Source organism: Bradyrhizobium sp. SZCCHNR1002 (assembly GCF_032381435.1).
GTDB classification, from domain to species: Bacteria; Pseudomonadota; Alphaproteobacteria; order Rhizobiales; family Xanthobacteraceae; genus Bradyrhizobium; species Bradyrhizobium aeschynomenes.
In genome coordinates this window covers 122272-148297 of sequence record NZ_JAUHIS010000003.1, presented here as the reverse complement: position 1 = coordinate 148297, position 26026 = coordinate 122272, and the positions used below count along the sequence as shown (strand labels likewise).

At 66.2% G+C, this 26026-nt stretch carries 19 protein-coding genes; 3 read left to right on the top strand and 16 right to left on the bottom strand.

Annotated features, from left to right (window positions below; genetic code table 11):
- Positions 1-110: 110 nt before the first annotated feature.
- The 8 genes from QX108_RS16930 to QX108_RS16895 form a co-directional block, all read right to left on the bottom strand.
- A complete protein-coding gene (locus tag QX108_RS16930; RefSeq protein WP_315780754.1) occupies positions 111-3215 on the bottom strand; it encodes an EAL domain-containing protein in 3105 nt (1034 codons plus the stop codon).
- Between the two features lie 203 nt (positions 3216-3418).
- Entirely contained in the window at positions 3419-4489 is a 1071-nt protein-coding gene (locus tag QX108_RS16925; protein WP_315780752.1) for a branched-chain amino acid ABC transporter permease, read from the bottom strand.
- Complete coding sequence (locus tag QX108_RS16920; RefSeq protein WP_172132448.1) at positions 4486-5496, bottom strand: branched-chain amino acid ABC transporter permease; 1011 nt, start codon at positions 5494-5496, stop codon at positions 4486-4488. The genes QX108_RS16925 and QX108_RS16920 overlap by 4 nt, the downstream gene beginning before the upstream one ends.
- Positions 5493-6215 carry an ABC transporter ATP-binding protein gene (locus tag QX108_RS16915; RefSeq protein ID WP_172132447.1) on the bottom strand — a complete coding sequence of 241 codons (723 nt, stop codon included), beginning with the start codon at positions 6213-6215 and terminating at the stop codon, positions 5493-5495. The genes QX108_RS16920 and QX108_RS16915 overlap by 4 nt, the downstream gene beginning before the upstream one ends.
- Complete coding sequence (locus QX108_RS16910; RefSeq protein ID WP_172132446.1) at positions 6212-6976, bottom strand: ABC transporter ATP-binding protein; 765 nt, start codon at positions 6974-6976, stop codon at positions 6212-6214. The genes QX108_RS16915 and QX108_RS16910 overlap by 4 nt, the downstream gene beginning before the upstream one ends.
- Positions 6977-7039: 63 nt before the next feature.
- Positions 7040-8233 (bottom strand): substrate-binding domain-containing protein, encoded by a 1194-nt coding sequence (locus tag QX108_RS16905; RefSeq protein ID WP_172132445.1) that lies wholly within the window; start codon positions 8231-8233, stop codon positions 7040-7042.
- A 141-nt stretch (positions 8234-8374) separates the two neighbouring features.
- Positions 8375-10153 (bottom strand): putative bifunctional diguanylate cyclase/phosphodiesterase, encoded by a 1779-nt coding sequence (locus QX108_RS16900; RefSeq protein WP_172132444.1) that lies wholly within the window; start codon positions 10151-10153, stop codon positions 8375-8377.
- 191 nt (positions 10154-10344) lie between these two features.
- Positions 10345-11307 (bottom strand): sensor histidine kinase, encoded by a 963-nt coding sequence (locus QX108_RS16895; protein ID WP_172132443.1) that lies wholly within the window; start codon positions 11305-11307, stop codon positions 10345-10347.
- 199 nt (positions 11308-11506) lie between these two features.
- On the opposite strand from QX108_RS16895, the gene QX108_RS16890 reads away from it, so the two are divergent.
- Complete coding sequence (locus tag QX108_RS16890) at positions 11507-12349, top strand: SDR family NAD(P)-dependent oxidoreductase (RefSeq protein WP_172182081.1); 843 nt, start codon at positions 11507-11509, stop codon at positions 12347-12349.
- 223 nt (positions 12350-12572) lie between these two features.
- Here QX108_RS16890 and QX108_RS16885 read toward each other — a convergent pair whose 3' ends face one another.
- From QX108_RS16885 to QX108_RS16875, 3 genes are all read right to left on the bottom strand, one after another.
- Positions 12573-13949, bottom strand: coding sequence for a cytochrome P450 (locus QX108_RS16885; RefSeq protein WP_315780747.1), 1377 nt, complete (start codon positions 13947-13949; stop codon positions 12573-12575).
- A 288-nt stretch (positions 13950-14237) separates the two neighbouring features.
- Positions 14238-14396, bottom strand: coding sequence for a hypothetical protein (locus tag QX108_RS16880; protein ID WP_011923716.1), 159 nt, complete (start codon positions 14394-14396; stop codon positions 14238-14240).
- Positions 14397-14607: 211 nt separating this feature from the next.
- The gene (locus QX108_RS16875) at positions 14608-15414 is read right to left on the bottom strand and encodes an outer membrane protein (RefSeq protein ID WP_315780745.1); all 807 of its coding nucleotides are present in this window, start codon (positions 15412-15414) and stop codon (positions 14608-14610) included.
- A 322-nt stretch (positions 15415-15736) separates the two neighbouring features.
- Between QX108_RS16875 and QX108_RS16870 the strand changes: the two genes are divergently transcribed.
- Positions 15737-16147 (top strand): response regulator, encoded by a 411-nt coding sequence (locus QX108_RS16870; RefSeq protein WP_172132441.1) that lies wholly within the window; start codon positions 15737-15739, stop codon positions 16145-16147.
- 395 nt (positions 16148-16542) lie between these two features.
- Here QX108_RS16870 and QX108_RS16865 read toward each other — a convergent pair whose 3' ends face one another.
- Positions 16543-17784 carry an LLM class flavin-dependent oxidoreductase gene (locus QX108_RS16865; RefSeq protein ID WP_315780743.1) on the bottom strand — a complete coding sequence of 414 codons (1242 nt, stop codon included), beginning with the start codon at positions 17782-17784 and terminating at the stop codon, positions 16543-16545.
- A gap of 460 nt (positions 17785-18244) precedes the next feature.
- Here QX108_RS16865 and QX108_RS16860 point away from each other — a divergent pair, with 460 nt between their 5' ends.
- On the top strand, positions 18245-19717 hold the full coding sequence (locus QX108_RS16860; RefSeq protein ID WP_315780741.1) for a PHB depolymerase family esterase: 1473 nt from the start codon (positions 18245-18247) through the stop codon (positions 19715-19717).
- Between the two features lie 14 nt (positions 19718-19731).
- Here QX108_RS16860 and QX108_RS16855 read toward each other — a convergent pair whose 3' ends face one another.
- The 4 genes from QX108_RS16855 to QX108_RS16840 all read right to left on the bottom strand — a co-directional run bounded on the left by QX108_RS16855 (position 19732) and on the right by QX108_RS16840 (position 25851).
- The gene (locus QX108_RS16855; RefSeq protein ID WP_315780739.1) at positions 19732-21834 is read right to left on the bottom strand and encodes a S9 family peptidase; all 2103 of its coding nucleotides are present in this window, start codon (positions 21832-21834) and stop codon (positions 19732-19734) included.
- An 8-nt stretch (positions 21835-21842) separates the two neighbouring features.
- Positions 21843-23030 carry a pyridoxal-phosphate-dependent aminotransferase family protein gene (locus tag QX108_RS16850; RefSeq protein ID WP_315780736.1) on the bottom strand — a complete coding sequence of 396 codons (1188 nt, stop codon included), beginning with the start codon at positions 23028-23030 and terminating at the stop codon, positions 21843-21845.
- Between the two features lie 156 nt (positions 23031-23186).
- The gene (locus tag QX108_RS16845) at positions 23187-23912 is read right to left on the bottom strand and encodes a thermonuclease family protein (protein ID WP_315780734.1); all 726 of its coding nucleotides are present in this window, start codon (positions 23910-23912) and stop codon (positions 23187-23189) included.
- A gap of 214 nt (positions 23913-24126) precedes the next feature.
- Positions 24127-25851: a hypothetical protein gene (locus QX108_RS16840; protein WP_315780732.1), complete on the bottom strand. Its 1725-nt coding sequence runs from the start codon at positions 25849-25851 to the stop codon at positions 24127-24129.
- Positions 25852-26026 lie beyond the last annotated feature (175 nt).

Below are 26026 nucleotides of genomic sequence, written 5' to 3'. Positions count from 1 at the left end.
TCGCCGGTGAGATCGTCGTGGTCGCGAGCGGCGCACGGCCGCTACCGCCCGCTTCGCGCAGGCCGCACCGCGCGGCCGATGGTCACGCATCCAGCGGCGGCCGACCGACGTCAGCCGGCGGCCTGCAGGTCCTGCGCGGTGGCGGCCTCCGACGCGAACAGCTTGCGCAGCTCGGCGGCCGGCTTCGGGGCGCTGAACAGATAGCCCTGCATCTCGGTGCAACCGAGCTGGCGCAGCGCCGATTGCTGCGCTCCGGTCTCGACGCCCTCGGCCGTGGTCGTCATGTTGCTGGCCGCCGCGATGCTCACCACCGCCTGGATGATTGCCGACGAGCCGCTCGCGCCGAGGTCGTTGACGAAGCAGCGGTCGATCTTGATCTTGTCGAACGGGAACCGCTTCAGATAGCTGAGCGAGGAATAGCCGGTGCCGAAATCGTCGAGCGCGATGCGCACGCCCATGTCGTGCAGCTGATGCAGGATGCCGAGCGCGACGTCGTCGTCGCTGATCAGCACCGCCTCGGTGATCTCGATCTCCAGCCGCTCGGGGGCGAGGCCCGACGCCGACAGCGCGTTGGCGATCCGCAGCGCCAGGGTCGCGGATTTCAGCTGCACCGGTGACACGTTCACGGCGATGCGGATGTCGGCCGGCCAGCTCGCGGCCTCGAGGCAGGCGGTGCGCATCACCCAGTCGCCGATCTCGTTGATCAGGCCGGTGTCCTCGGCGAGCGGAATGAAGTCGAGCGGCGGCACCATGCCGCGCTCCGGATGGCGCCAGCGCAGCAGCGCCTCGCATCCGGTCATGACGTTCTCGGTGAAGCCGAGCAGCGGCTGATAGTGCAGCTCGAACTGTCCCTCGGTGACCGCGCGACGCAGATCCTGCTGCAATTGCAGCCTCGCGCGCGCAGTCTCGTCCATCGACGGCTCGAAGAAGCGGAAGGTGCGGCGCCCGCTGGCCTTGGCGGCGTACATCGCAAGGTCTGCATTCTTGGTCAGCAGATCGCGCTCGATGCCGTCCTGCGGCGCCAGCGCGATGCCGATGCTGGCATCGGTCGACAGCTGGTGGCCGAGGCACCGATAGGGCTTGCGGATGGTCTCGAGGATCTCACGCGCCGCGACGATCACCTCGTCTCTGTCCGCGACGGTGGTCAGCAGCACCGCGAACTCGTCGCCGCCGAGGCGGGCGACCATGTCCTCGGGCCCGAGACAGCTTTCGATCCGGCGCGCGATGGTTTTCAGCAGCTCGTCGCCGACATGGTGGCCGAGGGAATCGTTGATGCCCTTGAATTCGTCGACGTCGATGTAGAGCAGGGCGAAGAACGTGCCGTGACGCGCGCGCTCCAGCTCCTCGTCGATGCGCTCGCGGAACAGCACGCGGTTCGGCAGCTCGGTCAGCGCGTCGAAATGGGCGAGATGAGCGATCTTCTCGTCGGCCAGCCGCCGCTCGGTGATGTCCTCGATCACGTTGATCAGGTAGCGCGGCCGATGCGATTCGTCCTCGACGGTGATGCGGCGCGAGGTGATGTAGCGCAGGCCGAGCGCCGGTGTCTGCCAGGGATGCTCGCCGAGGAAAAGTCCGTCGGCGTGCTCCAGGGCGCGGTCGTCGTCGGCGGTGACCTTTTCGGCCGTGGATCTCGGCAGCAGGTCGAACGCCGTCTTTCCGACGATGCTCTCGCGCGGCAGCCCGAAGCCCTGCTCGGTGGACCGGTTGACCAGCACGTAGCGGCGGTCGCGGACGTCCTTGACCATGATGTGTGAGGGGATGTGATCGATGATCTCGCGCAGGAACGCATGGTTCCGGTCGCGCTCCTGCTCCAGCCTGCGCTGCGCGCTGATGTCCTCGATCGTGGTTACCCACCCGCCGGACGCCAGCGGCTTGTCGATGACGTTGAAGAAGCGGCCAGAGCCTCCCTCGGCGACCATCTGCGACGTGCCGCCCAGCGCGGCCCTGTCGATGACGTCGGCGCAGAACTCCGCCACGTCGCCGCTGAAGGCGCCTCGCGCCTTGCAATGCGCGACGACGTCGGTGAGGTGCACGCCAGGCTTGATCACGTCGGGGGACAGGCCGAGCAGATCGATGAAACGGTGATTGAACATCACGACGCAGGCGTCCGCGTCGAACGAGATCAGGCCTTGAGTCATGTTGTCGAGCGCCGTCTCGACGCGCTGCTTCTCGTCCTCGAGCTGGTGCCTCGCAATCCGGTTCTGCCGCACGATCTGCCGGATCATCAGGCTGAACGTGACCGCAATGACGAGGACGGCGAGCGTGGCGGCGGCGACCAGCAGCACCATCTGCGATCGCCAATCGGCCAGCGCATCATCGACCGTCCTGTTCGCCGCGATGATCAGCGGAAAGCGTCCCACCCTGGCGCCGGCCGCGATCTTCTCCGAATCGTCGACGGGGCTGGTGATCCGGCTCGTCCCCACGCCATCGCCGGGGATCTCCTTCAGCAAGTCGGCATTGCCGAGCCTGGCGCCCATCAGGGCTTCGACATGAGGGTAGCGCGCCAGCATGGCGCCGTCGGTATGGAACAGCGTGATCGACGAGCCCTTGCCGAGCGCCATCGACTCCAGGAATTTCTCATAGGTGTGCGGATCGACCCGGCGGGTCAGCAGGCCGAGGAATTCACCATTCGCTGCGCTCAGGCGATGGGCGACGATCGTCGCCCATCCGCTGGTCACGCGGCTGACGACCGGCGTGATGACAAAGGCATTCGGCTGCGATGCCGATCGAAGATCCTTGAAGTAGGCGCGGTCGGCGACGTTGATCGCCGGCAGCGGGTCGTTCGAGGACCAGTTGACGAAGCTGCCGTCGGCTCCAACGACCGTGAGGTCGCCCATGTAGGACAGGCCGCTGACCTGCGACTGCAGCATCTCGCGGATATCGGGCTGCGACATCCGCGCCCGAAAGTCGTCCGGCGAAGAGATCGATCCCAGCGACATGCGGCGGATGGCGTGCGAGACCGCAGTCTCGGCGTCCTCGAATTGCTGCGCGAAATGCCGGCTCAGCAGCAGCACGGTATTCTCGAGCTCACGCTCGTTGTTGTCGATCGTGCGGGACCGGAAGTCGCTGGCCATGACGATCGTGCCGACGACGATGGCGGCGATCAGCAGCGCGCCGCATGCGATCAGCCACGGCACCGGACCGCGCCAACGGGACGTGCCGATCCGCTCCGGCCCGGTGCGGCCGGCCTCTGACGTGTCTGCTGCGCCTTGCATGCCCTGATCGACCCGGGAGGAAACGACGTGTTGCAATCAGGATTGATAGCAAGGCACTGGTACCGGAGCGGTTAGGAAACGCGGTTATCCGCGGCTTAAGCCAACGGCGAAACTTCGTGGAAAACAATCATTTCAGCATGGGGGTACCGCGCCGCCGCAGCTCTCGCGGCGCAGCTGCGTAGAAATTTAAGCGTATCCGCAGCTCAACGAGCGGCGGGAGGCTTGTTGCGGAGCCGGCCGACCACGCCGGTCGGGAAGAAATAGACGCTGGCGATGAACAGCAGGCCCAGCCACAGCAGCCAGCGGTCGGGGTGCAGGAGGCCCGGCAATAGCGGCAGGCCGGCGTCGGTCGCAGCCGTCGAGGCGATGCCCATCAGGGCCTGCAGATAGTTCTGCGCCAGGATGAAGATCGCAGCGCCGATGATCGCGCCATAGATCGTGCCCATGCCGCCGATCACGACCATCAGCAGGATGTCGAGCATGATCGAGAATGCAAGCGACGTGTCGGGTCCGGCGTAGCGCAGCCATAGCGCATTCAGCATGCCCGCGCAGGCCGCGACGGCAGCTGCGATGCAGTTGGCGTAAGTGAGATGAAAGACGGTGCGGTAGCCGAGCGCCTCCGCGCGGAAGCGGTTCTCGCGGATCGCCTGCAGCACGCGGCCGAACGGCGAGTTGACGACGCGCAGCAGCGCCAGGATCATCGCCGCGCAGGCCGTCAGGACCAAATAGTAGGTCAGGATGCGGCCGTTGATCGGGAAGCCGAACCATTCCTTGCCGACAAAGACCGTGCCGGGGCGCAAGAGTTCGGGCAGCTGGAAGCTGCGGCCGTCCTCGCCGCCGGTGAGCCACGACAATTGCGAGGCCAGCACCAGGAAGGCGGAGGCGACCGCGAGCGTGATCATGGCAAAGAAGATGGCCTCGACGCGCAGCGAGAACAGGCCGATGGCGAGCGCGAGCAGCAGCGCGAGCGGCAGTCCCGCGGCGACGGCGACGGCCACTGAGGTCCAATTCGGGCCAAGGCCATAGAGCGCGATCGCGATCGCGTAGGAGCCGATGCCGTAGAACATCGTGTGCGCGAACGACACCGAGCCGGTGTAGCCGAGCAGCAGATCGTAGGACGCGACCAGCGCCGCGAAGATGCAGATCTTGGCGGCGACGTTGAGCGCCTTGGCGCCTGGGAAGACGAAGGGCGTCGCCAGCAGCGCCAGCATGATGACGACGAGCAGGATCGACAGCGCGCGGCTGCGGGGCGGATCGCCGGACAGGATCATCATCGGCTGGTCACCGCATAGAGGCCGCGCGGCCGCCACATCAGCACGGCGACCATCAGCAGGATGTTGGAGACGAGGGCGAGCTTCGGCACCAGGAAGCCGCCGTAATTGGCGACCATCGCGACCAGGATGGCGCCGATGAAGCAGCCGGTGATCGAGCCGAGGCCGCCGATGATGACGACGATGAAGACCAGAACCGTAAGCTCGTCGCCGATCGAGGCATGCACCTGCTCGCGATAGAGACCCCACATCACGCCGCCGAGGCCGGCCAGCGCCGATCCGGTCATGAACACGCCGAGGAACAAGCGGCGGATGCGATAGCCGAGCGCCTCCACCATCTCGCGATTTTCGACGCCGGCCCGGATCAGCAGCCCGATCTTGGTCCGGTTCAGCACCAGCTCGATGGCGACGAAGATCGCGAAGCCGAGCAGCATCGCCAGCAGCCGGTATTTCGAGATCACGACGTCGCCGAGGATGAATGAGCCGCGCAACGCCGTCGGCAGCGGCATCGGAATGATCTGTGGTCCGAACAGCGCATACAGCGTCTGCTCGGCGACGATCAGGCCGCCGGTGGTCATGAGGATCTGCTTGAGGTGCTGGCCATAGACCGGCAGCACCAGCACGCGCTCGACGACGAGGCCGAGCGCCCCGGTCACGCCCATCGACAGCAGCGCCGCCGGGACGAGCACCGCGAGATTGGCCAGCAGCGAATCGGCCTGGGCCCAGCTCGCGAGCGGCAGCAGCACCAGGGTTGCGACGTAGGCGCCCACCGCGATGAAGGCGCCGTGGCCGAAATTGAGCACGTCCATCAGGCCGAATACCAAGGTCAGGCCGGACGCCATGATGAAGATCATCATGCCCATCGCAAGGCTCGCCACCGTCAGCGTCACCCATGAGCTCGCCGATCCCACCAGCGGGATCATCACGATGGCCAGCACGACCGGCAGCAGCAGCGGCGCGATGTCGCGCTTCGGCTTCGGCAGCGCGTCGGTTGCCGCGATCTCGCTCATTGATGCGCCTCCAGGCTGAGGCCGAGCAGGCGCTCCTGCAGCGGCACGTCGGCCGCGAGTGCGGCCATCTCGCCGCGATGGACGATGGTGCCGTTGTCCATCACCAGCACGTGGTCGCCGAGCTCGCGCGCGGCGTGGAAGTTCTGCTCGACCAGCAGGATCGTGGCGCCACGGCGCTTGATCTCCTTCAGGCACTCGATCAGCGACATCACGATCGCCGGCGCAAGCCCCTTGGTCGGCTCGTCGATCAGGAGCAGCTTGCGCGGCTCGACGATGGCGCGGGCGATCGACAGCATCTGCTTCTGCCCGCCGGACAGGCTGCCGGCTCGCGACAGCCAGAACTTCTTCAGCGCCGGGAAGAAGCCGAAGATCCAGGCGAGCTGGGCATCGTCCAGCGGGCCGTTGCGTGCCGCCAGCACCAGATTCTCCTTGACCGTGAGGTCGGAGAACACCGCCATGCTTTCGGGTACGTAGCCGACGCCGCGCTGGGCGATGTCGGGCGTCGCGAGCTTCTCGATCGGCTCGCCGGCGAGCGTGATGCTGCCGTTCTTCGCCTGCCACAGCCCCATGATGGTGCGCAAGGTCGTGGTCTTGCCGGCGCCGTTGCGCCCGAGCAGCATCGTGGTCTGGCCTTCCGGAACCTCGAAGTCGACGCCCTGCAGGATGTGATAGCGCCCGATATAGGTTTCGACGCCCGTGAGCTTCAGCAATGCGCTCATGCCGCGCTCCGCGGCGTGACGCCGAGATAGGCTTCCTGCACGATCGGCGAGGCGATCACCTCGGCAGGCTTGCCGTCCGCGACGAGTTGCCCGTTGTGCAGGACGATGATGCGGTCGGCGAGCGAGCGGACCACGTCCATCTTGTGCTCGACCAGCAGGATGATCTTGGTCTTGTCCTGCTTGAGCCGACCGATCAGGTCGAGCACGACCGGCACCTCGTCGATGCTCATGCCGGCAGTCGGCTCATCGAACATGAACACCTTCGGCTCGAGCGCCATCATCAGCGCGACCTCGAGCTTGCGCTGGTCGCCATGGGACAGCGTCGTCGCGCTGATCTCGCGGCGACTGCCGAGCGCAACCTGATCGAGGATCGCATCCGCGCGCGCGATCAGATCGCGTCGCGCCATCCACGGGCGGAGCAGATCGTAATGTACGCCGCTACGCGCCTGGACAGCGAGGCGTACATTCTCCTCGACGCTCAGGTTGGGAAACAGGTTGGTGAGCTGGAACGCGCGGCCCAATCCTGCGCGCGTGCGCAGCGGCGCCGAGAGGTTGGTGATGTCACGGCCATCGAACCAAATGGTGCCGGAGGAGGCGGAGAGCTGGCCGGAGATCAGGTTGAAGTAGGTGGTCTTGCCGGCGCCGTTGGGGCCGACGATTGCGGTCAGCTCACCGGGGCGGAAGCTGCAGCTGACGCTGTTGACTGCGACATGGCCGCCGAAGCGGATGGTGAGGTCGCGGGTTTCGAGAGTGAGGGTCATTGTCGCCAGCGTGGCTTCCAAAGTGGACGTGCCCGGCGCGAAGGCCGGGCACGGATTTCATCGTCAGCGCTTGTTGCGGATCGGGACGCTCATCTCGTCGATCTTGATCTCGCGCACCGGCTCGTTGACGGCCCAGGCGAGGTTCGGATCGACCTTGACGCGGAAGTGATACATGCTTTGCAGCGCCTGGTGATCCTCTTTCCGGAAGATCATCTTGCCCTTCGGCGTATCGAACTCCATGCCCTCCATCGCCGCGATCAGCTTCTCGGTGTCGGTCGACTTCGCCTTGGTGACGGCGGTGACGACGGCCATCGCGGCCGAGAAGCCGCCGGCGGTGAAGAAGTCCGGCGGCGCGTTGAAGCGCTTCTGGTGCTCGGCCACCAGCCAGTCGTTCACGGGGTTCTTGGGAATGTCGTAATAGTAGTAGGTGGCGCCTTCCATGCCCGGCAACCGCTTGTAGGCGGCCAGCGCCGGCAGGATGTTGCCGCCGGTCGACAGCTCGATGCCGTAGCGCTTCGGATCCATGTCCTGCAGCTTGGTGAGCGGATCGCCGGCGCCGGCCCAGATCACCCAGATGATCTTCTTGCCCGGCTTGTCCTTCAGCGCGTCGAACAGGCGCTGACCGACGGCGGTGAAGTCGGTGGTGTTGGTGGGCACATATTCCTCGGCGCCGAGCGTGGCGCCGGTCTTGGCCAGTGCTTCCTTGAACGCGGCGACGCCGTCGCGGCCGAAGGCGTAGTCCTGCGCCAGCGTGGCGACCGTGACGCCGGGCTTGCCGATCGCGACCGCGTTGGAGATCGCGTCCTGCGAGGAATTGCGGCCGGTGCGGAAGATGTAGCGATTCCACTTCTCGCCGGTGATCTGGTCGGCCACCGCCGGCTCGACGATCAGAATCTTCTTGTTCTCCTCGGCGACCGGCAGGTCGGCGAGTGCCGCGGCCGAGGACGTGGTGCCGATCGCAATGTCGGCGCCGTCATCCTGATACGCCTCCGACAGCGCGGCCTTCGACAGGTCGGGCTTGCCCTGGTCGTCCTTGGTGATGATGACGATCTTGCGACCGTCGATCATGTTGGTGCCCTTGGTGGCATATTCGAAGCCGAGGCGCAGGCCGGCTTCGGTCTGCTTGGCATAGGCCTCGAGCGGGCCGGTCTTGCCATAGATGAGAGCGATTTTCAGATCGTCGGCCTGGGCGGCGGTGGCCAGCAGGGCTGCAGTCAGTGATGAAACAATGGCTTTGCAAATATGTGACGTTCTCACGAGCCTTCCTCCCAGCTACGGCGGCTGTTGTCTGCAACTGATAGTGTGCAGCCTGAGCCTGGGTCAAGGCGCTTTCGAAGGCAGCGCGGAATCGCTCATACTTTGTGCTGATCCAGGTGCCTCTCCTTGCTCTGTCAGCAATCAGCGCCGATAGCGGCTGCTGCGCGCGTAAGCCTGGCGATTTTCCTGCACAGGGCGACTGGCGAGGCTCATGCGCGCTTCGCTTGCAAGGGGGGTGGCAGGCTTCAATTCCTCGAGAAAGATCGGACGCGAGAAGTAGTAGCCCTGCGCATAGCGGATCTTGGTCGCAGCCTGCAGATAAGCGAGCTCCTCGAACGACTCGATGCCTTCAGCGATCACGGTCATGCCGAGGGCTTCGCTCAGGGATTCGATCGCGCGCAGAATGCCCTGGCTGCGCGGCCGCTTATGGATGTCGGTGATGAAGGAGCGGTCGATCTTGATCTCGTCGGCGGTGATGTCGGCGAGCGCCGACAGCGACGAATAGCCGATGCCGAAATCGTCGATGGAGATGCCGACGCCGATCTCGCGCAGCAGCGGCACGATCTCGTCCTGAAAATGGCTGCGGGTCACGAACGCATCCTCGGTGACCTCGATCATGAACCGCTTGGGAAAGCCGGTCGCCGCGATGGCTCGCGCGAAGGGCTGCATGAAGTCCGGGTTCGATGCCTGCTTGGCCGCGACGTTGATGCTGATCGTCGCCTCGGGTCCGAACGTGTCGTTGATCAGGTCGATCGACTTGACGATCTCGTCCAGCACGAGATGGGCGAGCTCGTCGATGAGGCCGAGCTCGACGGCGAGGTTGATGAAGGAGCCGGGGGCCTGGATCACGCCTTCATTGTCCCGCAGGCGCACCAGCGCCTCGATGCCCTTGATCTCCTCGGTGCGGATGTCGACCTTGGCCTGGAAGGCGCAGCAGAAGCGCTTCTCGAGGATGGCGAGCCGCAGCGACTGCTCGACCTTCATGCGCGCCAGCGCCTCGTGCTCCATCGCGCTCGAGAAGAAGGCCAGCGTGCCCTTGTCGCTGTTCTTGACGCGATACATCGCCAGGTCGGCGTTCTGACGCAGCACGTCGTAGCTGGCGCCGTGCTCGGGAAACAGGCTGACGCCGACCGACGCGGAGGCGAACACCTCCGCACCGTCGATGAAGAACGGCGCGCTCAGGCGGTCCAGCAGAGCCTGGAGGAATTCGGCGACCTCCTCGGCGCGCTCGATCGGATTGAGCAGCAGCAGGAACTCGTCGCCGCTGATGCGCGACAGCAGGTCCGACTCGCGCAGATCGCGGCTGATGCGCTTGGCGAATTCGACCAGCAGCGCGTCGCCGGTGGCGTGACCGTAATAGTCGTTGATGTATTTGAAATTGTCGAGGTCGAGAAAGGCGAGCGCGAAGCGTCCGTCGACGCGGCCGCGGCGGACCAGATGGTCGGCGCGGTGCTCGACCACGCGCCGCATCGGCAGGCCGGTCAGCTCATCATAATAAGCGGCGCGAAACAGCTGATCCTCGAACTCCTTCTGCTCGGTGATGTCGGCCGAGCTCGAGATCAGCACGTTCTGGTCGCCGATGCGGAGCGGCCGATGCGCCGTGAGCAGCGTCTGCGCGCCGCGCTCGCCGGCGATCTTTTCCTCGGCGATCACGGTGCGACCCCGGCCGATGATCTCGCGGCAGGCCGAACGCCTGCCGTTGAGATGCGGCGCCGAGACGCCGTCGGCGCTGTTGGCGGCGGCGCCGAGCTGGACGGCGGCGGTATCGTTAACGAGGAGAAAGCGGCCGTGCTCGTCCTGAACCGTGACGCCCGACGGCAGCTGGCTGAGGATGCTGCGCAGGAAGCGCAGCTCGGCCTCGGTCGCGTCCTGCCCGTTGGGTGCATCGGGGGAAAAGTTGAAACGGTCGCTGCTATACATGCGCCGATTGTGCGAAGTTCCCGCTTCATTTTAGTTAAGCGCTACGTAGAAACACGGAACGCCTGAGCCAAGTCCTGGAAAGATCGGCGCTTTGTGCCGCAGCGTCATTAATGGATCCTCAATTTCGCCCCGAGGACCGGCTGCGCGCATGCTGCGAAAGTCGTAGGCAGGATTGGCCGCCCGCGGGCCCCTTAGCTGGGCGGAACGCGACACTGCATGGTGCAGTGAATACCCGTTGCCAGGAAGGTGGTCTCGGTCTTGCCGTCGAACGACGACAGGGCGGCCTTGAGCAGCTTGGTGCCGAAGCCGGGCTTGCCGACCTGGTTGATCGGCGGGCCCTCGGCCTCGTCCCAGGTCAGCTTGAGCCGGTCGTCCTGCATCGTCCACGACACCTGCAGGAAGCCGCGCGGCGAGGCGAAGGCGCCGTATTTGCCGGCATTGGTGGCGAGCTCGTGAAAGATCAGCGCAAGGCTGACCGCGAGCTTGGCGGGCAAGAACAACGGATCGCCGTTGAGCTCGAAGCGGACATGGCCATACGGCCCGAGCTCCGACATCAAGAGGTCCTTCAGGTCGCAGCCCTGAGCATCCGCCCGCGCGATCAGGTCGTCGGCGGTCGCCAGCGCGCGGATGCGCTGGTCGATCCGGCCCCAGACCTGCGGCTGGTCGTGCAGCACCTGATGCAGCACGGCGTGAATGGTCGAGGTCTTGTTCTTGAGCCGGTGATGCAGCTCGTCGACCAGCAGCTTGCGATACTGCTCCTCCTCGGTCAGGCGCCGTGCAATCTCGCGCTGCTTGGCGGCGAGGCTGCGATAGTGGTTGACGCCCCAGATCACCAGAGCGGCAACGGTCAGGTACATCGCCATCAGGGCCAGCCGTGCCCCATCGGCCGGGCCGCCGCCAAAGTCGAGCATGAGGCCAAGCGCCGCGCCGATGATCGCGGTGGCGAGGCCGACGCCCGATCCGCCCATGGCGGTCGCAAAGAACACCGCGGGCATGTAGGGCGTGAAGAACACGTCCGGCCGCAAATGCGCCATGCCATAGCGGACCGCGGTGGCCGCGATCAGGCACACCGCTGCAAACAGGCAGCTCCATGTCAGCGACGGCTGCTGCTCGCCCCGCCAGACCCGCTTGATGTCGTCGATGAGTCGCGTCATGGACTTTCATGAGCCTCAAACGCGCAACCAAATTAAGGCCGACGTGGCGGTAATTTGTCCAGGCGATGGAGGGAGCTTTGCTTGTGTTGTAATTCCGGAGACAAGATGATGGTTCCGTGACGGGAACGGGCTGTTCCCGGTTGCGGGATGGATCCGCAAGCAATCAACATCTGCAAGCAATCAACAAGAGGATCACGGGATGGGACGACTGGATGGCAAGGTGGCGGTGATCACTGGCGCGACCAGTGGCATCGGCTTGCGCACCGCGGAGATCTTCGTCGCCGAAGGCGCGAAGGTGATCGCCGCGGGACGTCGCAGCGCCGAGGGTGAGGCGCTGGCAAGCCGGCTTGGTGCCAACTGCATTTTCCGCCAGACGGATGTCGCCGTCGACGCGCAGATGCGCGCGCTGATCGATGTCGCCGTCGAGCGCTTCGGCCGGCTCGACTGCCTGTTCAACAATGCCGGTGGTCCGGCGCAGACCGGCGGCATCGAAGGCCTCGATGCGGAACGCTTCGACCAGGCCATGGCGGTGCTGGTGCGCAGCGTGATGTTGGGCATGAAATACGCCGCGCCTCACATGAAGAAGCAGGGCGCCGGCAGCATCATCAACAACGGCTCGATCGCCGGCCGGCTCGCCGGCTTCTCCACCTCGCTGGTCTACAGCACGGCGAAGGCCGCGGTGATCCATCTCACCAAATGCGTGGCGATGGAGCTCGGCGAATCCGGGGTGCGCGTCAACTCGATCTCGCCGGGCCTGATCGCCACCGGGATCTTCGGCAAGGCGCTGGGCCTGTCGACCGAGGCCGCCGAGAAGACGCCCGAGACGATCCGCAACGCCTATGCGACCGCCCAGCCGATCCCGCGCGCCGGCCTGCCCGACGACATTGCTCATGCCGCGGTGTTTCTCGCCAGCGACGAGTCCAGCTTCATCAACGGCCACGACCTCGTCATCGACGGCGCCATCACCGGCGGCCGAAACTGGAGCCAGCAGCAGCAAGGCTATGCAGCGATGCGCAAGCTGCTGGGAGATGCGGTGGAGTAGGGCGCTGCCGCTTCGAGCATCGTCTGCTTGTTGACTGTAACGTCGCTCTCTCCACACCGTCATGGCCGGGCCTGTCCCGGCCATCCACGTCGTTCGGCATCCTGAGAAAGACGTGGATGCCCGGGCCAAGCCCGGGCATGACGAGTAACTAATTGACGGTCGTCGGCGTGGCGATGATCTGTCAGCCGCCTCATGTGGCCTCGCCGACCGCGCGACTTCCGGGTTACACCGCCTTCAACACCACCTTCAGCCCGTCGCGCGGCTTCGGGATCGGCCAGACCTGCCAGTTCGGCTGATAGCCCGGCGCAAACGAGACCTCGATGTTCGACAGGAAATGCCGCGCGAAGCACTTCACCTGCATGTAGGCGAAGTGCAGGCCGAGGCACATGTGGGCGCCGCCGCCGAACGGCACCCAGGCAAAGCGGTGACGGCCGCGCTGCGCCTCGTCGGTGAAGCGCATCGGGTCGAACCGCTCCGGCTCCGGCCAGATCTCGGGCATGTGGTGGGTGTACATCGGGTTGATGCCGACGCCGGTGCCGGCGGGGATGGCAAATCCCTTGAAGGTGAAGTCGCGGACCGGACGGCGCGGCAGCGACGGCACCGGCGGCATCAGCCGCAACGTCTCCTGAAACGCCATCTCGGTCAGCTTCATCTTGTCCAGATGCTCCGAGCTCATCGGATCGCCATGGGCAAGGCCGAGGCTCGCGACCTCTTCGCGCAGCTGCTGCTGCCACTGCGGATGTGCGGCGAGCTGGGCGATGAAGGAGGTCAGCGACGAGGTCAGCGTGTCGTGTGCCGCCATCATCAGGAAGCTCATGTGATCGACGATGTCCTGCGTCGACAGCAGCGCGCCCTGGTCGTCGGTCGCGCGGCACAGATGCGAGAACAGATCGTCGCCGTCGCTCCGAGCGCGGCGCAGCGGGATCTGCTCCGAGAAATACGCGACGATACGCCGGCGGCCCTTGACGCCGCGCGCCATCTGCGTGCCGGGCAGCGGCTTTCGGATCGGCGCGACGGAGGCGGCGACCATGTCGACGAAGGCGCGGTTGATGGCATCGACCTCCGGTCCGATCTCCGTGCCCAGGAAGGACGTCGCGGCGAGGTCGAGCGTGAGCTGCTTGATCGCGGGATAGAACAGCATCTCGCCGGGGGACTGCTTCCACTGCGCGATGCGCGCGGCGATGCCGCGGTCGAGGCCGGCGAGATAGGACTTCATCGGCCCGGCCTTGAAGGCCACCGACAGCGCCTTGCGGTGCATGCGGTGCTCGTCGAAATCGAGCAGCATCAGGCCGCGCGGGAACAGCAGGTTGAGGATGTGGCCCCAGCCATGCGCTGATGAGAACAGCTTGGCCTGGTCGAACAGCACCAGCTCATTGGCTTCGGGGCCGAGCAGCACGACGTTGACGTGGCCGAACATGTGGGTGCGGTAGACGGGGCCATACTTCCTGGCGTTGCGCTCGACGTGACCCTTGGGGTCGGCGAGGGTCTCGAACGTCTTGCCGATGATCGGCCAGCCTTCGTCGCCCGGTATATGCGTCAGCGAGTTTCGCCGCGGCGATGTCAGGCGGAACGAGGGCGTGGCCACACTTTGCATCGACATGAGGGGGCTCCGGAAGCTGATCGGCAGCGGGGCGCGGCGACGCGCCGGCGCATCATTCAAGGGCGGTTGCGGCCGTCATGCAATACGCTGCGTTATTTCGTCTCGGTGTAGTTGTGCTGCATCGCACGCGTCGGCAATCTCACGACGCGGTCCTGCGTCCGAGGGATGGAATATTCCGCCCTCCTCCACGCAGAGGGCGCCCTTGCAAAAACGCGAAATTGCGCCGTGCAGTCCTGCCAATCGCGGCGCCCGACGGCGCCATGCCTTCCGACGCGGACATCAGGACCGTCAGCCGGCCGACTTGTTGATCTTCTTCACCTTGGCGTCGGTGGCTTCGATCGAGGCCGCGAGCTCCAGGATCGCTTTGGCCAGGAGGTCGGCGGCCTCCTTGGGATCCTGCGACCGCTCGGCGCGCAGCGCGTAGTTCTTGGCGGAGGAGAGTGACATTGGCGACCTTTCCACGGAAAAGCCCGCCGGGTCGAGACGGCGGGCTGCTTGACGCACCACACAGCGAGCGTCCCTTGCAGGCTTGCTCGATCTGAGGTCAGCCTAGCAGCCCAGAGTTAAGAAAAATCGGGGAGATGCCCGAACGTCGATGCCTGCCGCGCGGCCGCCAGCCGCCGTGCCTATGACAACTCGCCTCAGGACCAGCTGCGTCTCAGAACTTGTAGGCGAGGCCGACCGTTGCCGTGTGCGTTCGCGTCGTGACATGCGCAGTGAAGCGATCGTCGAAGCCGACGCCCACGCCGCCGGCGACGAAGAACGGCTGGGTCCAGGTGCCGAAATCAGCATAGCGGTAGTCGGCGCGCAGCAGCCAATGGCCGCCGATCATGTGCTCGACGCCGCCGCCGACGGTCCAGCCGACCCGGGTCGAGGCGAAGGTCTCGTTGTGCGGATTGCCGAAGCAGAAGCTATTGCCGGGAACGACGGCGCAGCTGGCGTTGAGCTCAACGCGCTGCCACGCGACGCCGCCGCTGCCATAGAGCAGCGTCGATGGCGTGACCAGATAGCCGAGCCGGGCGCGCACGCTGCCATCCCATGTGTCCTTCACCGAGCCGGCGGGAAGGCCGACCATGGGGCCGCCGAAGAACAGTCCGGCCGTTCCCGGCAGAGGACTGGCCGACTTCTTGTTGTCGGCCCAACCGAAGTCGCCTTCGATGCCTGCGACCCATGACGGAGCGAACTGCCAGTTGACGCCGAGGTAGCCGCCGATCCGAGCCGCCGCGCTGTCCATGGCCCCGCTTGTGCCTGCCGTTGGCACGAACACGCCGGGACCGAAGTTCGGGGAGACGTCGCTGGTTCGCCAATCATGATCGGCCCAGCGGGCGCCGACCGACACGCCGGCATAGAGTCCGGTCCAGGTCGGTGCGGCCACCGGTGCGGGCGCCTTGACGGGGAGGTCGGCCGCCAGCGCCGAGCCCGCAAGCAGGACGCCCGCCAGCGCAGACCCGATTCGCTTGATCATTGATTTTGCCATGCTCTGCCCAGCGCGTGACACCGATTCGACACAATCGGTACCATTGCCGGTTGCATTGAGCGCGGCAATTGCATCGCTCTGGGGCGGGCCAAAAAGTTCATGCTGTTGCCGAGACGACACTGCGATATCGCGGGAGCCGGTTCCAACCGCCTCCATGTCCGCATCCAGCCCGGCCGAAGCCTGGATTCGAGCGAGGTTTGCTTGTTACGGCCGTAGATCTACGGACCCAAATCTTTACCTCGCGGCCATTGGCGGCGCCTAGGAACGCCCGGACCGGGACGTCTGGCCAGCAGGCAGCGAGGGCAATGGCATGAGCAATCAGTTGCTGGTGATCGAGGATGCCGAGGTGCATCTGTCGATTCTGCGCAAGATCGCCGCGCAGTGCGGCTATGAGGCGACCTGCGTGAGCTCGGTCGAGGCCGCCGCCGAGGTGTTGCGCGAGAGGACGTTCGACTGCATCACGCTGGACCTGTCGCTCGGCGACCGCTGCGGCGCGGACGTCCTGCTGCTGCTCAACGAGCTGAAATCGCGCACGCCGGTGATCTTCATCAGCGGCGCCGAGGACGGCACCCGCGAGGAGCACGTCCGGCTCGCCACCGTGCTCGGGCTGGTCGTCTATCCGCAATTCCAGAAGCCCGTCGACCTGCCGGCGCTGCGTGAGACGCTGAAGCAGATCGCGACACTCGCTGACTGCGAGAGGCTGGTCGCCGCGGTGAGGTGAGGCGGTCGTAGGGCGGAGTAGCGCAGCGTAAGCCGCCGTCAGGGTACGGCGTAGTGACCTGCCCGCTTAGCATATACCATGCTCGATCGTGATACCGACGACGACCTGATGAAGTCTCTCGTGAGGGTCGGCGGATTACGCTGCGCTAGTACTACTGCGTCAGAAAAGGGCTTTGCTCTCTCCGCGTGTCGTTCCGGGGCGCCCGAAGGGCGAGCCCGGAACCCATACCCACAGGCAATAGTGTAAGGCAGGCTGGTTGTAGGCACTTTGCCGCCAACCATCTGTCTGTGGCTATGGATTCCGGGCTCGCCCTTCGGGCGCCCCGGAATGACGACGGATAGCGGGCAGTGTTTCCGACGCAGTAGTACTAATCCGCCCTGCGCACCGATGTTGATTCACCCCCGCTGCTTCGTTGCCGCCTGCTGCAGGTCCGGCGCGTTGACCGCCGGAATCGCCACGCGGCCCGGGCCCGTCTGCGACAGGGCGGCGGCCGCCTTGTCGTTGTCCATGATCTTGGCCATCACGGCTTGCCCTGCGCGCTCGAAGATGGCGCGATTCTCGATAACGAATGTCTGCGAGCGGCGCAGGCCGTCGATGTAGCCGTTGATCTCCGGCACGACGTAGCGCGCGACCATGTCCCAGCTGCGCCGCGTGTTCTCCGGATTGGCCCAGTCGTGCACGAAGCCGATGATGTGGCCGACGCCGCCGGACACCTGCATCAGGTTCTTGATCGTCTTGACGAGATCGTCGGGCGTGCCGATCGTCGATGCTGCGCCCTCGACGAAGGCGGTCTTGTCGACGGCCTCATCGGGCGACGCGAACGGCTTCAGTCCGGGCCGCATCAGCGTGCCCACGGTGTACTCGTTGTGCCAGCGCATCAGCCCGGGGCCGGCCTCGCGGCGCGCCTGCTCGCGCGTCTCGGCGATGTGCCAGGACAGCAGCACGCGCCAATTGGCGCGGCTCACCGTGGTGCCGTACTTCTTCGCCGCGTCCTCGGCGAACTCCCATTGCTGCGGCAGCGCCATCAGGCCCTGCGTCGACATCGAGCCGAGCGAGATGATGCCGATGCCGTATTTGCCGGCGAGCGTCATGCCCGACGGCGAGATCTGCGACGCCACGACGAACGGCATCTCCTCCTGCAACGGCAGGATCTGCAGGGCCGCGTCGTTCATCGTGAACCAGTCGCTCTTCGCGGTCACACGCTCGCCATTGAACAGCCGGCGGATGATGGCGATCGCCTCGTCCTGACGGTCACGCTGTGTCATCGGATCGATGCCGAGCGTGTGGGCATCGGAGGCGAGCGCGCCAGGGCCCGAGCCGAAGATGGCGCGGCCGCCGGTCATGTGATCGAGCTGCACCATCCGCTGCGCGACGTTGTAGGGATGATGATAGGGCAGCGAGATCACGCCGGTGCCGAGCCGGATGCGCTTGGTGCGCTCGCCGGCGGCGGCCAGAAACATCTCGGGCGAGGCGATCGTCTCCCACCCGCTCGAATGATGCTCGCCGCACCAGAACTCGTCATAGCCGAGCTCGTCGAGCTGCGACACGAGATCGAGGTCGCGGCGGAATTGCAGCATCGGATGCTCGCCGATCGGATGATGCGGAGCGAGGAACGCGCCGAATTTGAGCCGCGCCATGTGTTTTTCTCCCGAATGGAATGTCGTTGTTGCTTATGGGGCAGGCTAGTCGGCGCGTCGTTGGCAGGCAATCATCTTGCTGCTCATACGAGAGCCGTGCATGCCTGCCATTTGTTGTTTACTGATCGGCGATCTCTCCGCACACTCCGACGCGAGATCGCGATTCGCGACAGACCGACAAGTGATGGCGCTTACTTGTGGCCACCGCTTGAAAGCAGTTGCGGGATCGTCCGCGTTCATCCTGTCCGCGATTTCGGCCGTGCCTGGTTCGCGTTTCGGTGATTGCAGCGTGAAGCGCCGCGGCGGCGTGGCATTTTGATCGCAGCAAGACCGAAATTCGCAATCAAATTGCTGACGTCCGCGTTCGCGCGGGCTTTTTCTTTTGCGCTGCAGCAACCATCTGGGTGATGGTGGGTTTGATCCGCGCCGACGTGAAGATGTGACTGCCAAGGAGCTGCCGTTGTCCCTCGCTGAAAATGTTGAGTATTTGCGACGGCTGCGCGAGCTGAATGGCATCACCGGATTCGGCGATTTTCACCGCCAGCTGCGGCCCGCCCCGGAATGCCCGCTGGTCGAGGTCGAGAGCTTCGGCAGCAATCCCGGCAAGCTGAAGATGTTCGCTTATGTGCCGGCGCAGCGGCAGCCGCTGTTGCCGCTCGTCGTCGTGCTGCATGGCTGCGGGCAGGGGGCGGCCGAGTATGATCTCGGTGCCGGCTGGTCGACGCTTGCCAAGCATTTCGGCTTTGCGCTGTTGTTTCCGGAGCAGCAGCGCATCAACAATCCGCAGCGCTGCTTCAACTGGTTTCAATCCGAGGATATCGCGCGTGGCCAAGGCGAGGTCGCCTCGATCCGCGAGATGATCGCGCGCATGGTCGCCGATTGCGCCATCGACGAGCGGCGCATCTTCGTCACGGGCCTGTCGGCGGGCGGCGCGATGACGATGGCGATGCTGTCGGCGCATCCTGAGCTGTTCGCCGCCGGCGCCGTCATCGCCGGGCTGCCGTTCGGCACCGCGCGCAACATGCGCGATGCGATCCTGCAGATGCGGATGCCGCCGGCGCGGCCCGCCGGCGAGCTCGGCGATCTCGTCCGCCGTGCCTCTCAGCATCGCGGCAGATGGCCGAAGCTCTCGGTGTGGCACGGCACCGCCGACTACACCGTGCATCCGGACAATGCCGGCGAGATCGTCAAGCAATGGCTCGACCTGCATCATCTGCCGCTGGCGCCGATGGCTGCGGGAGAGGTCAACGGCTATCCGCATGAGCAATGGTGGAATGCCGACGGCGAGACCGTCGTCGAATCCTTCACCATCACCAACATGGCGCATGGCACACCGATCGGCGTCGCCGCCAACGACAAGCGCTATGGCAAAGCGGGGCCGTTCCTGCTCGAGGCCGGCATCTCCTCGTCCTATCTGATCGCAAAGTTCTTCGGCGTCACCGACTGGATTCGTCAGCCGAAGCCGGCGGTGACCTCGCCGAGCACGAAGCTCATTCCGGAGGTGTCGCCGATCTCGGCGCTGCCGACCTTGACGAAGATGCTGCGCCGTCCGGAGGTGTCGCCAGCCGTCGTCGAGCCGGCCGAGGCCAAGGCCCCAGCGGCCAAGGCATCGCCGTCTCGCGCCCCGGTGCGAGCCAAGCGGACGCGGCCAGCTGTCGCCGGAGCTGCAAGGCCGAAATCCGAGCCGCAGGCCGCGGCGCCGATGGTCCCGGTGGTCAAGGCCGCGACGCCGGCGGACGCGTCGGTCGAGGTGAAGCCATTCGCGGCGAAGCCGGTCGTGGGGAAGGCCGTCGACATGACGCCGGCGGATGCTCGGCCTCCGTCCGATCCGAAGCCGGACGCTGTCGTCCCGCCACCCCAGCCGAAGCGTCGGCGGGTCATCGACGTCGCCGCCGTGATCGACCGCGCGCTGCAGGCCGCCGGACTGAAGTAGCGCGGAGCCGCGCCTCAGCCTCTCGCCTCGCCGGCCAGGCCCACCGCCCACAGCGCAAAGGCGTAGACGATCGCGACTTCGTCGAGCCGGTTGAAGCGCCCGGAGGCGCCGCCGTGACCCGCGCCCATGTTGGTGCGCAGCATCACCGGACCGCCCGACGTCATCGTCGCGCGCAGCCGCGCGATCCATTTCGCCGGCTCCCAATAGGTGACGCGCGGGTCGGTGAGGCCGGCCATCGCGAGGATCGCGGGATAGGGCTTGGCGGCGACGTTGTCGTAGGGCGAGTAGGACAGGATGGTGCGGAAGTCTGTCTCGCTCTCGATCGGGTTGCCCCATTCGGGCCATTCCGGCGGCGTCAGCGGCAGCGTATCGTCGAGCATCGTGTTGAGCACGTCGACGAACGGCACCTCGGCGACGATGCCGGCAAACAGCTCGCCCGAGCGGTTGGCGACCGCGCCCATCAGCATGCCCCCGGCGCTGCCGCCATGGCCGACGATGCGTTTGGCACTGGTGTAGTTCGCCGCGATCAGCGCGCGCGCACAGGCTGCGAAATCGTCGAAGCTGTTGGTCTTCTTCTCGCGCTTGCCTTGGAGGTACCAGCCCCAGCCCTTGTCGGTGCCGCCGCGGATATGCGCGATGGCATAGACGAAGCCGCGATCGACCAGCGACAGCCGGTTGGCGCTAAACGATGCCGGCATCGCATGGCCGTAGGAGCCGTAGCCATAGAGCAGCAGCGGCGCGCAGCCGTCGGCCTTGAAGTCGCGCCGGTGCAGCAGCGACACCGGGACCTCGGCGCCGTCATCCGCTTTGGCCATGATGCGCGTGGTGACGTAGTCGGCCGGATTGTGACCCGACGGAATCTCCTGGCGCTTGCGCAAGGTTTTCGCGCGCGTCACCATGTCGTAGTCATAGACTTCGGACGGCGTCGTCATCGACGAATAGGCAAAGCGCAGATTGGTCGTGTCGAATTCATACGACCCCATCGCATCGAGCGAATAGGCGCCTTCGTCGAAGGCAATCGCATGCTCCTCGCCCGATGTGAGATCGCGGATCACGATCGACGGCAGTGCGTTGGCGCGCTCCAGCCGCACCAGATGGCCGGCATAGAGGTCGTGGTCGAGCACATAGATGCCGGCGCGATGCGGGATGAGATCGCGCCAGTTGGCGCGCTCGGGCGAGGCGAGGGGTGCCGTGACGATCTTGAAGTCGATGGCGCCATCGGCATTGGTGAGGATGTAGAGCTCGTCGCCGCGATCGGCGATCGAATATTGCACGCCGGTCTCGCGCGCCGCGACCAGGCGCGGCGGTGCCTCGGGCGCATCGAGATCGATCAGCCGCTGCTCGGAGGTCTCGTGATCGCCGCCGGCGATGACGCAGAACCGGCCGGAGGTCGATTCGTGCACATGCGTGAACCAGCCGGTGTCCTTTTCCTCATACACCAGCACGTCATCGGCCTGCTTGGTGCCGAGCCTGTGGCGCCACACCTGCATCGGGCGGTGATTGTCGTCGAGCTTGACGTAGAAGAAGCTCTTGCAGTCGCGCGACCAAACCACGCCGCCGTCGGTCTCCTCGACGAGGTCGGCGAGGTCATCGCCGCCATCCCAGTCGCGGACGCGGATGGTGAAATATTCCGAGCCCTTGGTGTCGGCGCTCCACGCCACGAGCTTGTGGTCGTGCGAATGCCGGCTGCCGCCGAACTTGAAGTAGTCGTGGCCGCGCGCCAGCGCATCGCCGTCGAGCCCGATCGTCTCGGCGCCGCCGTGGCGCGGCGTCCGGCAGAACAGCTCGTGCTGGCCACCCTCGCGGTATTTGCGGAAGTAGGCATAGGGGCCGTCCGGCGACGGCACCGAGGAATCATCCTCCTTGATGCGGCCGCGCATCTCCGCGACGATCTTTTTCTGCAGCGGCGCGGTATGGCCGAGCACGTTCTCGGCATAGCCGTTCTCCGCCTCCAGATAGGCGCGGATATCCGCATCCAGCAGCGACGGATCGTGCAGCACCTCCTGCCAGCGCTCATCCTTCAGCCAGGCATAGTCGTCCTGCACGGTGATGCCGTGACGGGTGAAGGTATAGGGTCGGCGCGGCGCCGCCGGCGCCTTGGTGCTCAAGTCGGTCATGTCGTCCTTTACGGGGTCACGCTCTCGCCGAGCCATTGGATCGCGGCATCGAGGCCGCCGCGGCCGTGCGGAATCTTCAACGCCACCAGCGCCATTTCGATCACGCCGAGCGTGCCCAGCACCATCGGGGCGTTGACATGGCCCATATGGGCGATGCGGAACGCCTTGCCGCTGAGATCGCCGATCCCGGTGCCGAGCACGACGCCGCACTGCTCCTTGCAGTAATTCTGCAGCACGGCCGGATCATAGCCGCCGCCGATCAGCACGGTGGTCACCGTGTTGGAGCGCTCGGCGGGCTCTTCGATGTTGAGGCCGATCACCTGGCCCTCGCTCCATTTCGTCACCGCGCGGCGCACCGCCTCGCCGAGCAGCTGGTGGCGGCGGAACGCGTGCGGCAGGCCTTCTGCGAACAGCATGTCCATCGCCTGGCGCAGCGCGAACAGCAGATGCACCGGCGCGGTGCCGCCATATTTGCGATAGTGCTCGGTGCCCTCGCGCTCGCTCCAGTCCCAATACGGCGTGCGCATGTCGGCGCGCTGGTGCGCCTCGAGCGCGCGCGCGTTCGCCGCGACGAAGCCGAGGCCGGGCGGCGTCATCAGGCCCTTCTGCGAGCCGGACATCGCGACGTCGATGCCCCAGGCGTCCATTTCGAACGGCATGCAGCCGAGCGAAGCGACCGTGTCGACCATGTAGAGCGCCGGATGGCCCGACGCCTTGATCGCGCGGCCGATCGCCTCGATGTCGTTGACCACGCCCGACGCCGTATCGATCTGCGCCACCACGATCGCCTTGATCGTGTGCTCCTTGTCGGCGCGCAGCCGGGCCTCGACCTCGGCCGGCCGCACCGCGCGGCGCCAGTCGCCCTTGAGCACCTCGACCTCTGCGCCCATCGCGCGCGCCGCATGGCCCCAGCCGATCGCGAAGCGGCCGCTCTCCAGCACCAGCACCTTGTCGCCGCGCGCCAGCACGTTCGACAGCACGGCCTCCCAGGCGCCGTGGCCGTTGGCGATGTAGATGTAGGTCTTGCCCTTGGTGGCGAACAGGCGGCCGAGATCGGCCATGATGCCGTCGGTCAGCTCCACCATCTGCTTCGAGTAGATGTCGAGCGCCGGGCGGTGCATCGCCTGCAGCACCTCGTCGGGCATCGTGGTGGGTCCCGGGATGGCCAGAAACTCCCGGCCCGCGCGAACGGTCATTGCAATTGTCCTTGGCGATGTGGTCTTGCGATTGGCGTTGGGGTGATGGCGGGGCCCTCGCACGCGATCGGGCCGGGGCCTTTTTACGCGGCGCTGCCGCATAAGAAAAGCCGGAGAAGCCGGGGGGCTGGCATGCCCCGGCCGGCGTGTTCCGTCCTAGCGCCGGGTCTCGCGGCAGCCGGCGGCCTCGGCGTCCTCGACCGAGCAGAACCAGCGTGTGCCCTTGGCGACTCGCATCTTGATCTGGGCGTACCAGCGGCTCTGCGGCGTGTGATAGATGCACTCGCCGGCGCCGTTCACATTGCCCTTGATGGTGCAGTCCGGGGACGGCGCCACCGGGCCCGAGGCCGAGGCGAGCAGGATGGCGCGCGCACCCTCGGGCGGCTTGGTGGCGCCGAGAATGGTGGTCTTCTTGTTGCGCACCCGCCAGTCCCACGGGGCGATGAACGCGCCCTGCCACATGCCGGCCTTGGCGGCACGCGCCTCGGCTTCGTCGGGCTCGTAGTCGCGCGACAGGGTGCGATAGGCCAGCGCCCAGCCGCTGCGAACCAGCCATTTCTGGATGTCCTCGCCGTCGACGTTGCAGCGCGCCACCTGGCGGCCGCGGCGGTCGATCGAACGCGGATGACAAGTCCAGCTCCTGCCGTCGGCATGCTTGATCAGCTCGTCGCGCGCCGCCACGCCACAGGTCCAGCGCTCGCCGTCCTTGTTGAGGCACAATTGGTCGACCGACGGCGCGTCGATGCCGCCGAGCCGGATGCGGGTGCTGCCGACCATCACGCTGTCGGCCTCGCGGACCTTGGCCGTGCCGGTGATGTCGGCGGCGGATGCGACGGTGGGCAGCAGCAGGAGCAGCGCGAGCAAAGCGGGTTTCATCGGCATGAACGGGCGCGGGTCGTCCTTGAGATGGGCAATGTCCACGATTGTGCGGCGGATCGCCCGGCCGTTCCAGCGCGGTGATTGCCTGATTTGCTCAACTTCGCGCGATGGTGAGGGCTGATAAGTTGAGAAAGCGAGCCCGTTAACCACGACGGCGGTGCGCCCCCTCCCCGCAAGGGGGAGGGGAGCCGACCGCCGTTGCCGCTGATGGCTCGGCTCACCGCATCGTCACTCGCCGCGCCAGCGCCAGCCCCATCAGCACGAAGGCCGAGGTCACCTCCGGTCCGCCGACGAGAATCCGCGTCGGGGTCTTCATCTTGTTCCACTCATAGGCGCGGTACGGGTGCCGCCGGCCGCCTTCGCCGAATGACGTCACGATGCAATGCACCGCCGGCGCGAAGCTTGCTGCATTGCCGCCGAGATGGCCGAGCGCGATCAGCGCCAGCGCGGCGTCGAACGGGTTCATCTCGCGGCCGACCAGCTCGTCCTCGACATAGGCGAGAACACGCAGCCGGATCAGCTCGAACGCGCCGTCGGGATCGATCGCCTGCCGCGCCGCCGGCGGCAGCGCCATGAAGGCGTGATAGCAGCGGCCGAAATAGGCGCAGTACAGCTCCGGCAGATAATAAATGTGCGCGCGTGGATCGGCGAAGGCGCCGCTCAGGACCAGCCGCTGCTGGAAGCCCACGATCCGCCTGATGAAGGCGAGTCGCGCCTCGGTCTCCAGGATCTGCCAGCGCGTCAGATTCCGGAACGACACTTCGAGCACGTCGAGATTCAAGGTCGGATCGAGGTCGTTGCCGTAGGGCCGCTCGCCGGCCATGCTGTCGATCCAGGTGGCGACGCCGCCCTCATAGTCGATGTTGTCGTTGATCGGCACCGTCACCCGCGGCTCGTTGCCGCCGGCGCGCACCTGATAGCCGGCATAGAAATCGACCAGCGGCTGGTGGAGGATCGGATCGTTGGAGCCGGCCTGGGTCGCCGCCGAGAACGAGCATGCCGTGGTGTCGCAATCCGGCACGTAGACGCCGAAGCCGAGGTCCTGCTTGATCTGGGTGAAGAAGCGCGAGAACCGCGGATGCGGCGGCGGCGCCAGCGCGGTGACGACATGATAGCTCTTGCCGTCGGCGCCGCGCACCTCCTCCCGGCTGGTCTCGAGGCAGAACTCGACCATGGCGGCGATGGCGGCGCGCGCCGCGCCGGTCTGATCGGACGAGGCAAGGCCTGTCTCCAGATAGCTCAGCAGCGCCTCGGTGAAGAACGCGTCGTAATAGGCCGAGCGGTGGCGGATCTGCACCGGCTCCCACATCGGCTCGGCGATGCCGCGCCACGGCGGATTGATCACGGCCGCCGCGGGCGAGCGGGCGATGAACACGCGGGCGAGGTTGAACATCAAGGTCGAGTTCTTGTAGCCGCGGGCGTCGAGGCCCTGCAGCGCCATCAGGACCTCGCGCCCCCTGATGTCGGGATCGCCGATCAGGTTGAAGGCGGCGTAGGTCGGGATGAAGCCGTTACGGCCGTAGGAGCCGAGCAGATCGGCGCCACAGGCGCGGATCACGCGGTCGATCTCGGCGGCAGGCGGCATCGCCGCGGTTCCGGTGCGGCGCGGCGGGGCCGGGTGCTGCAAGCTGATGCCGTCGACCAGCTCGGCGATCGGGCCGCCCACGATCGCCCAGTCCGGCGTCGGATTGTCGCGGGCGAGAACCAGCGCCTGGCGCAGCGCATTGAGCCGCGCGGAATCGTTCAGCTCGGGCAGGCCGGCGCGGCGCAGCAGCGTGCGCAGCGCGGGATTGCCGAGCGCGGTCCGGTAGAATTTCGACAGATGCGGGTCGCCGCTGCCGGGCTGGCGCAGGATGGGATCGCAGACCTCGTACAGCGAGGGGCCATCCTTCCGGGCCGTGAGCGCGCGACAGGCGGCTCCGGCGAAATATTGCAAACTCAACGGCGGGACTCGCGGGTTGTCGGGGGCGGGACGGTCGGCATGCACGGCAACGGCGCCCGGCCAACGGCTCGTCACGCGCATACATGGTTCAAACTGACACGCTGGACGGTCAAAGACAACGTGAGCGGGGTCACTGCGGCGGCTGTGGATTTGACCGTAATGTGGCCCTCCGGCG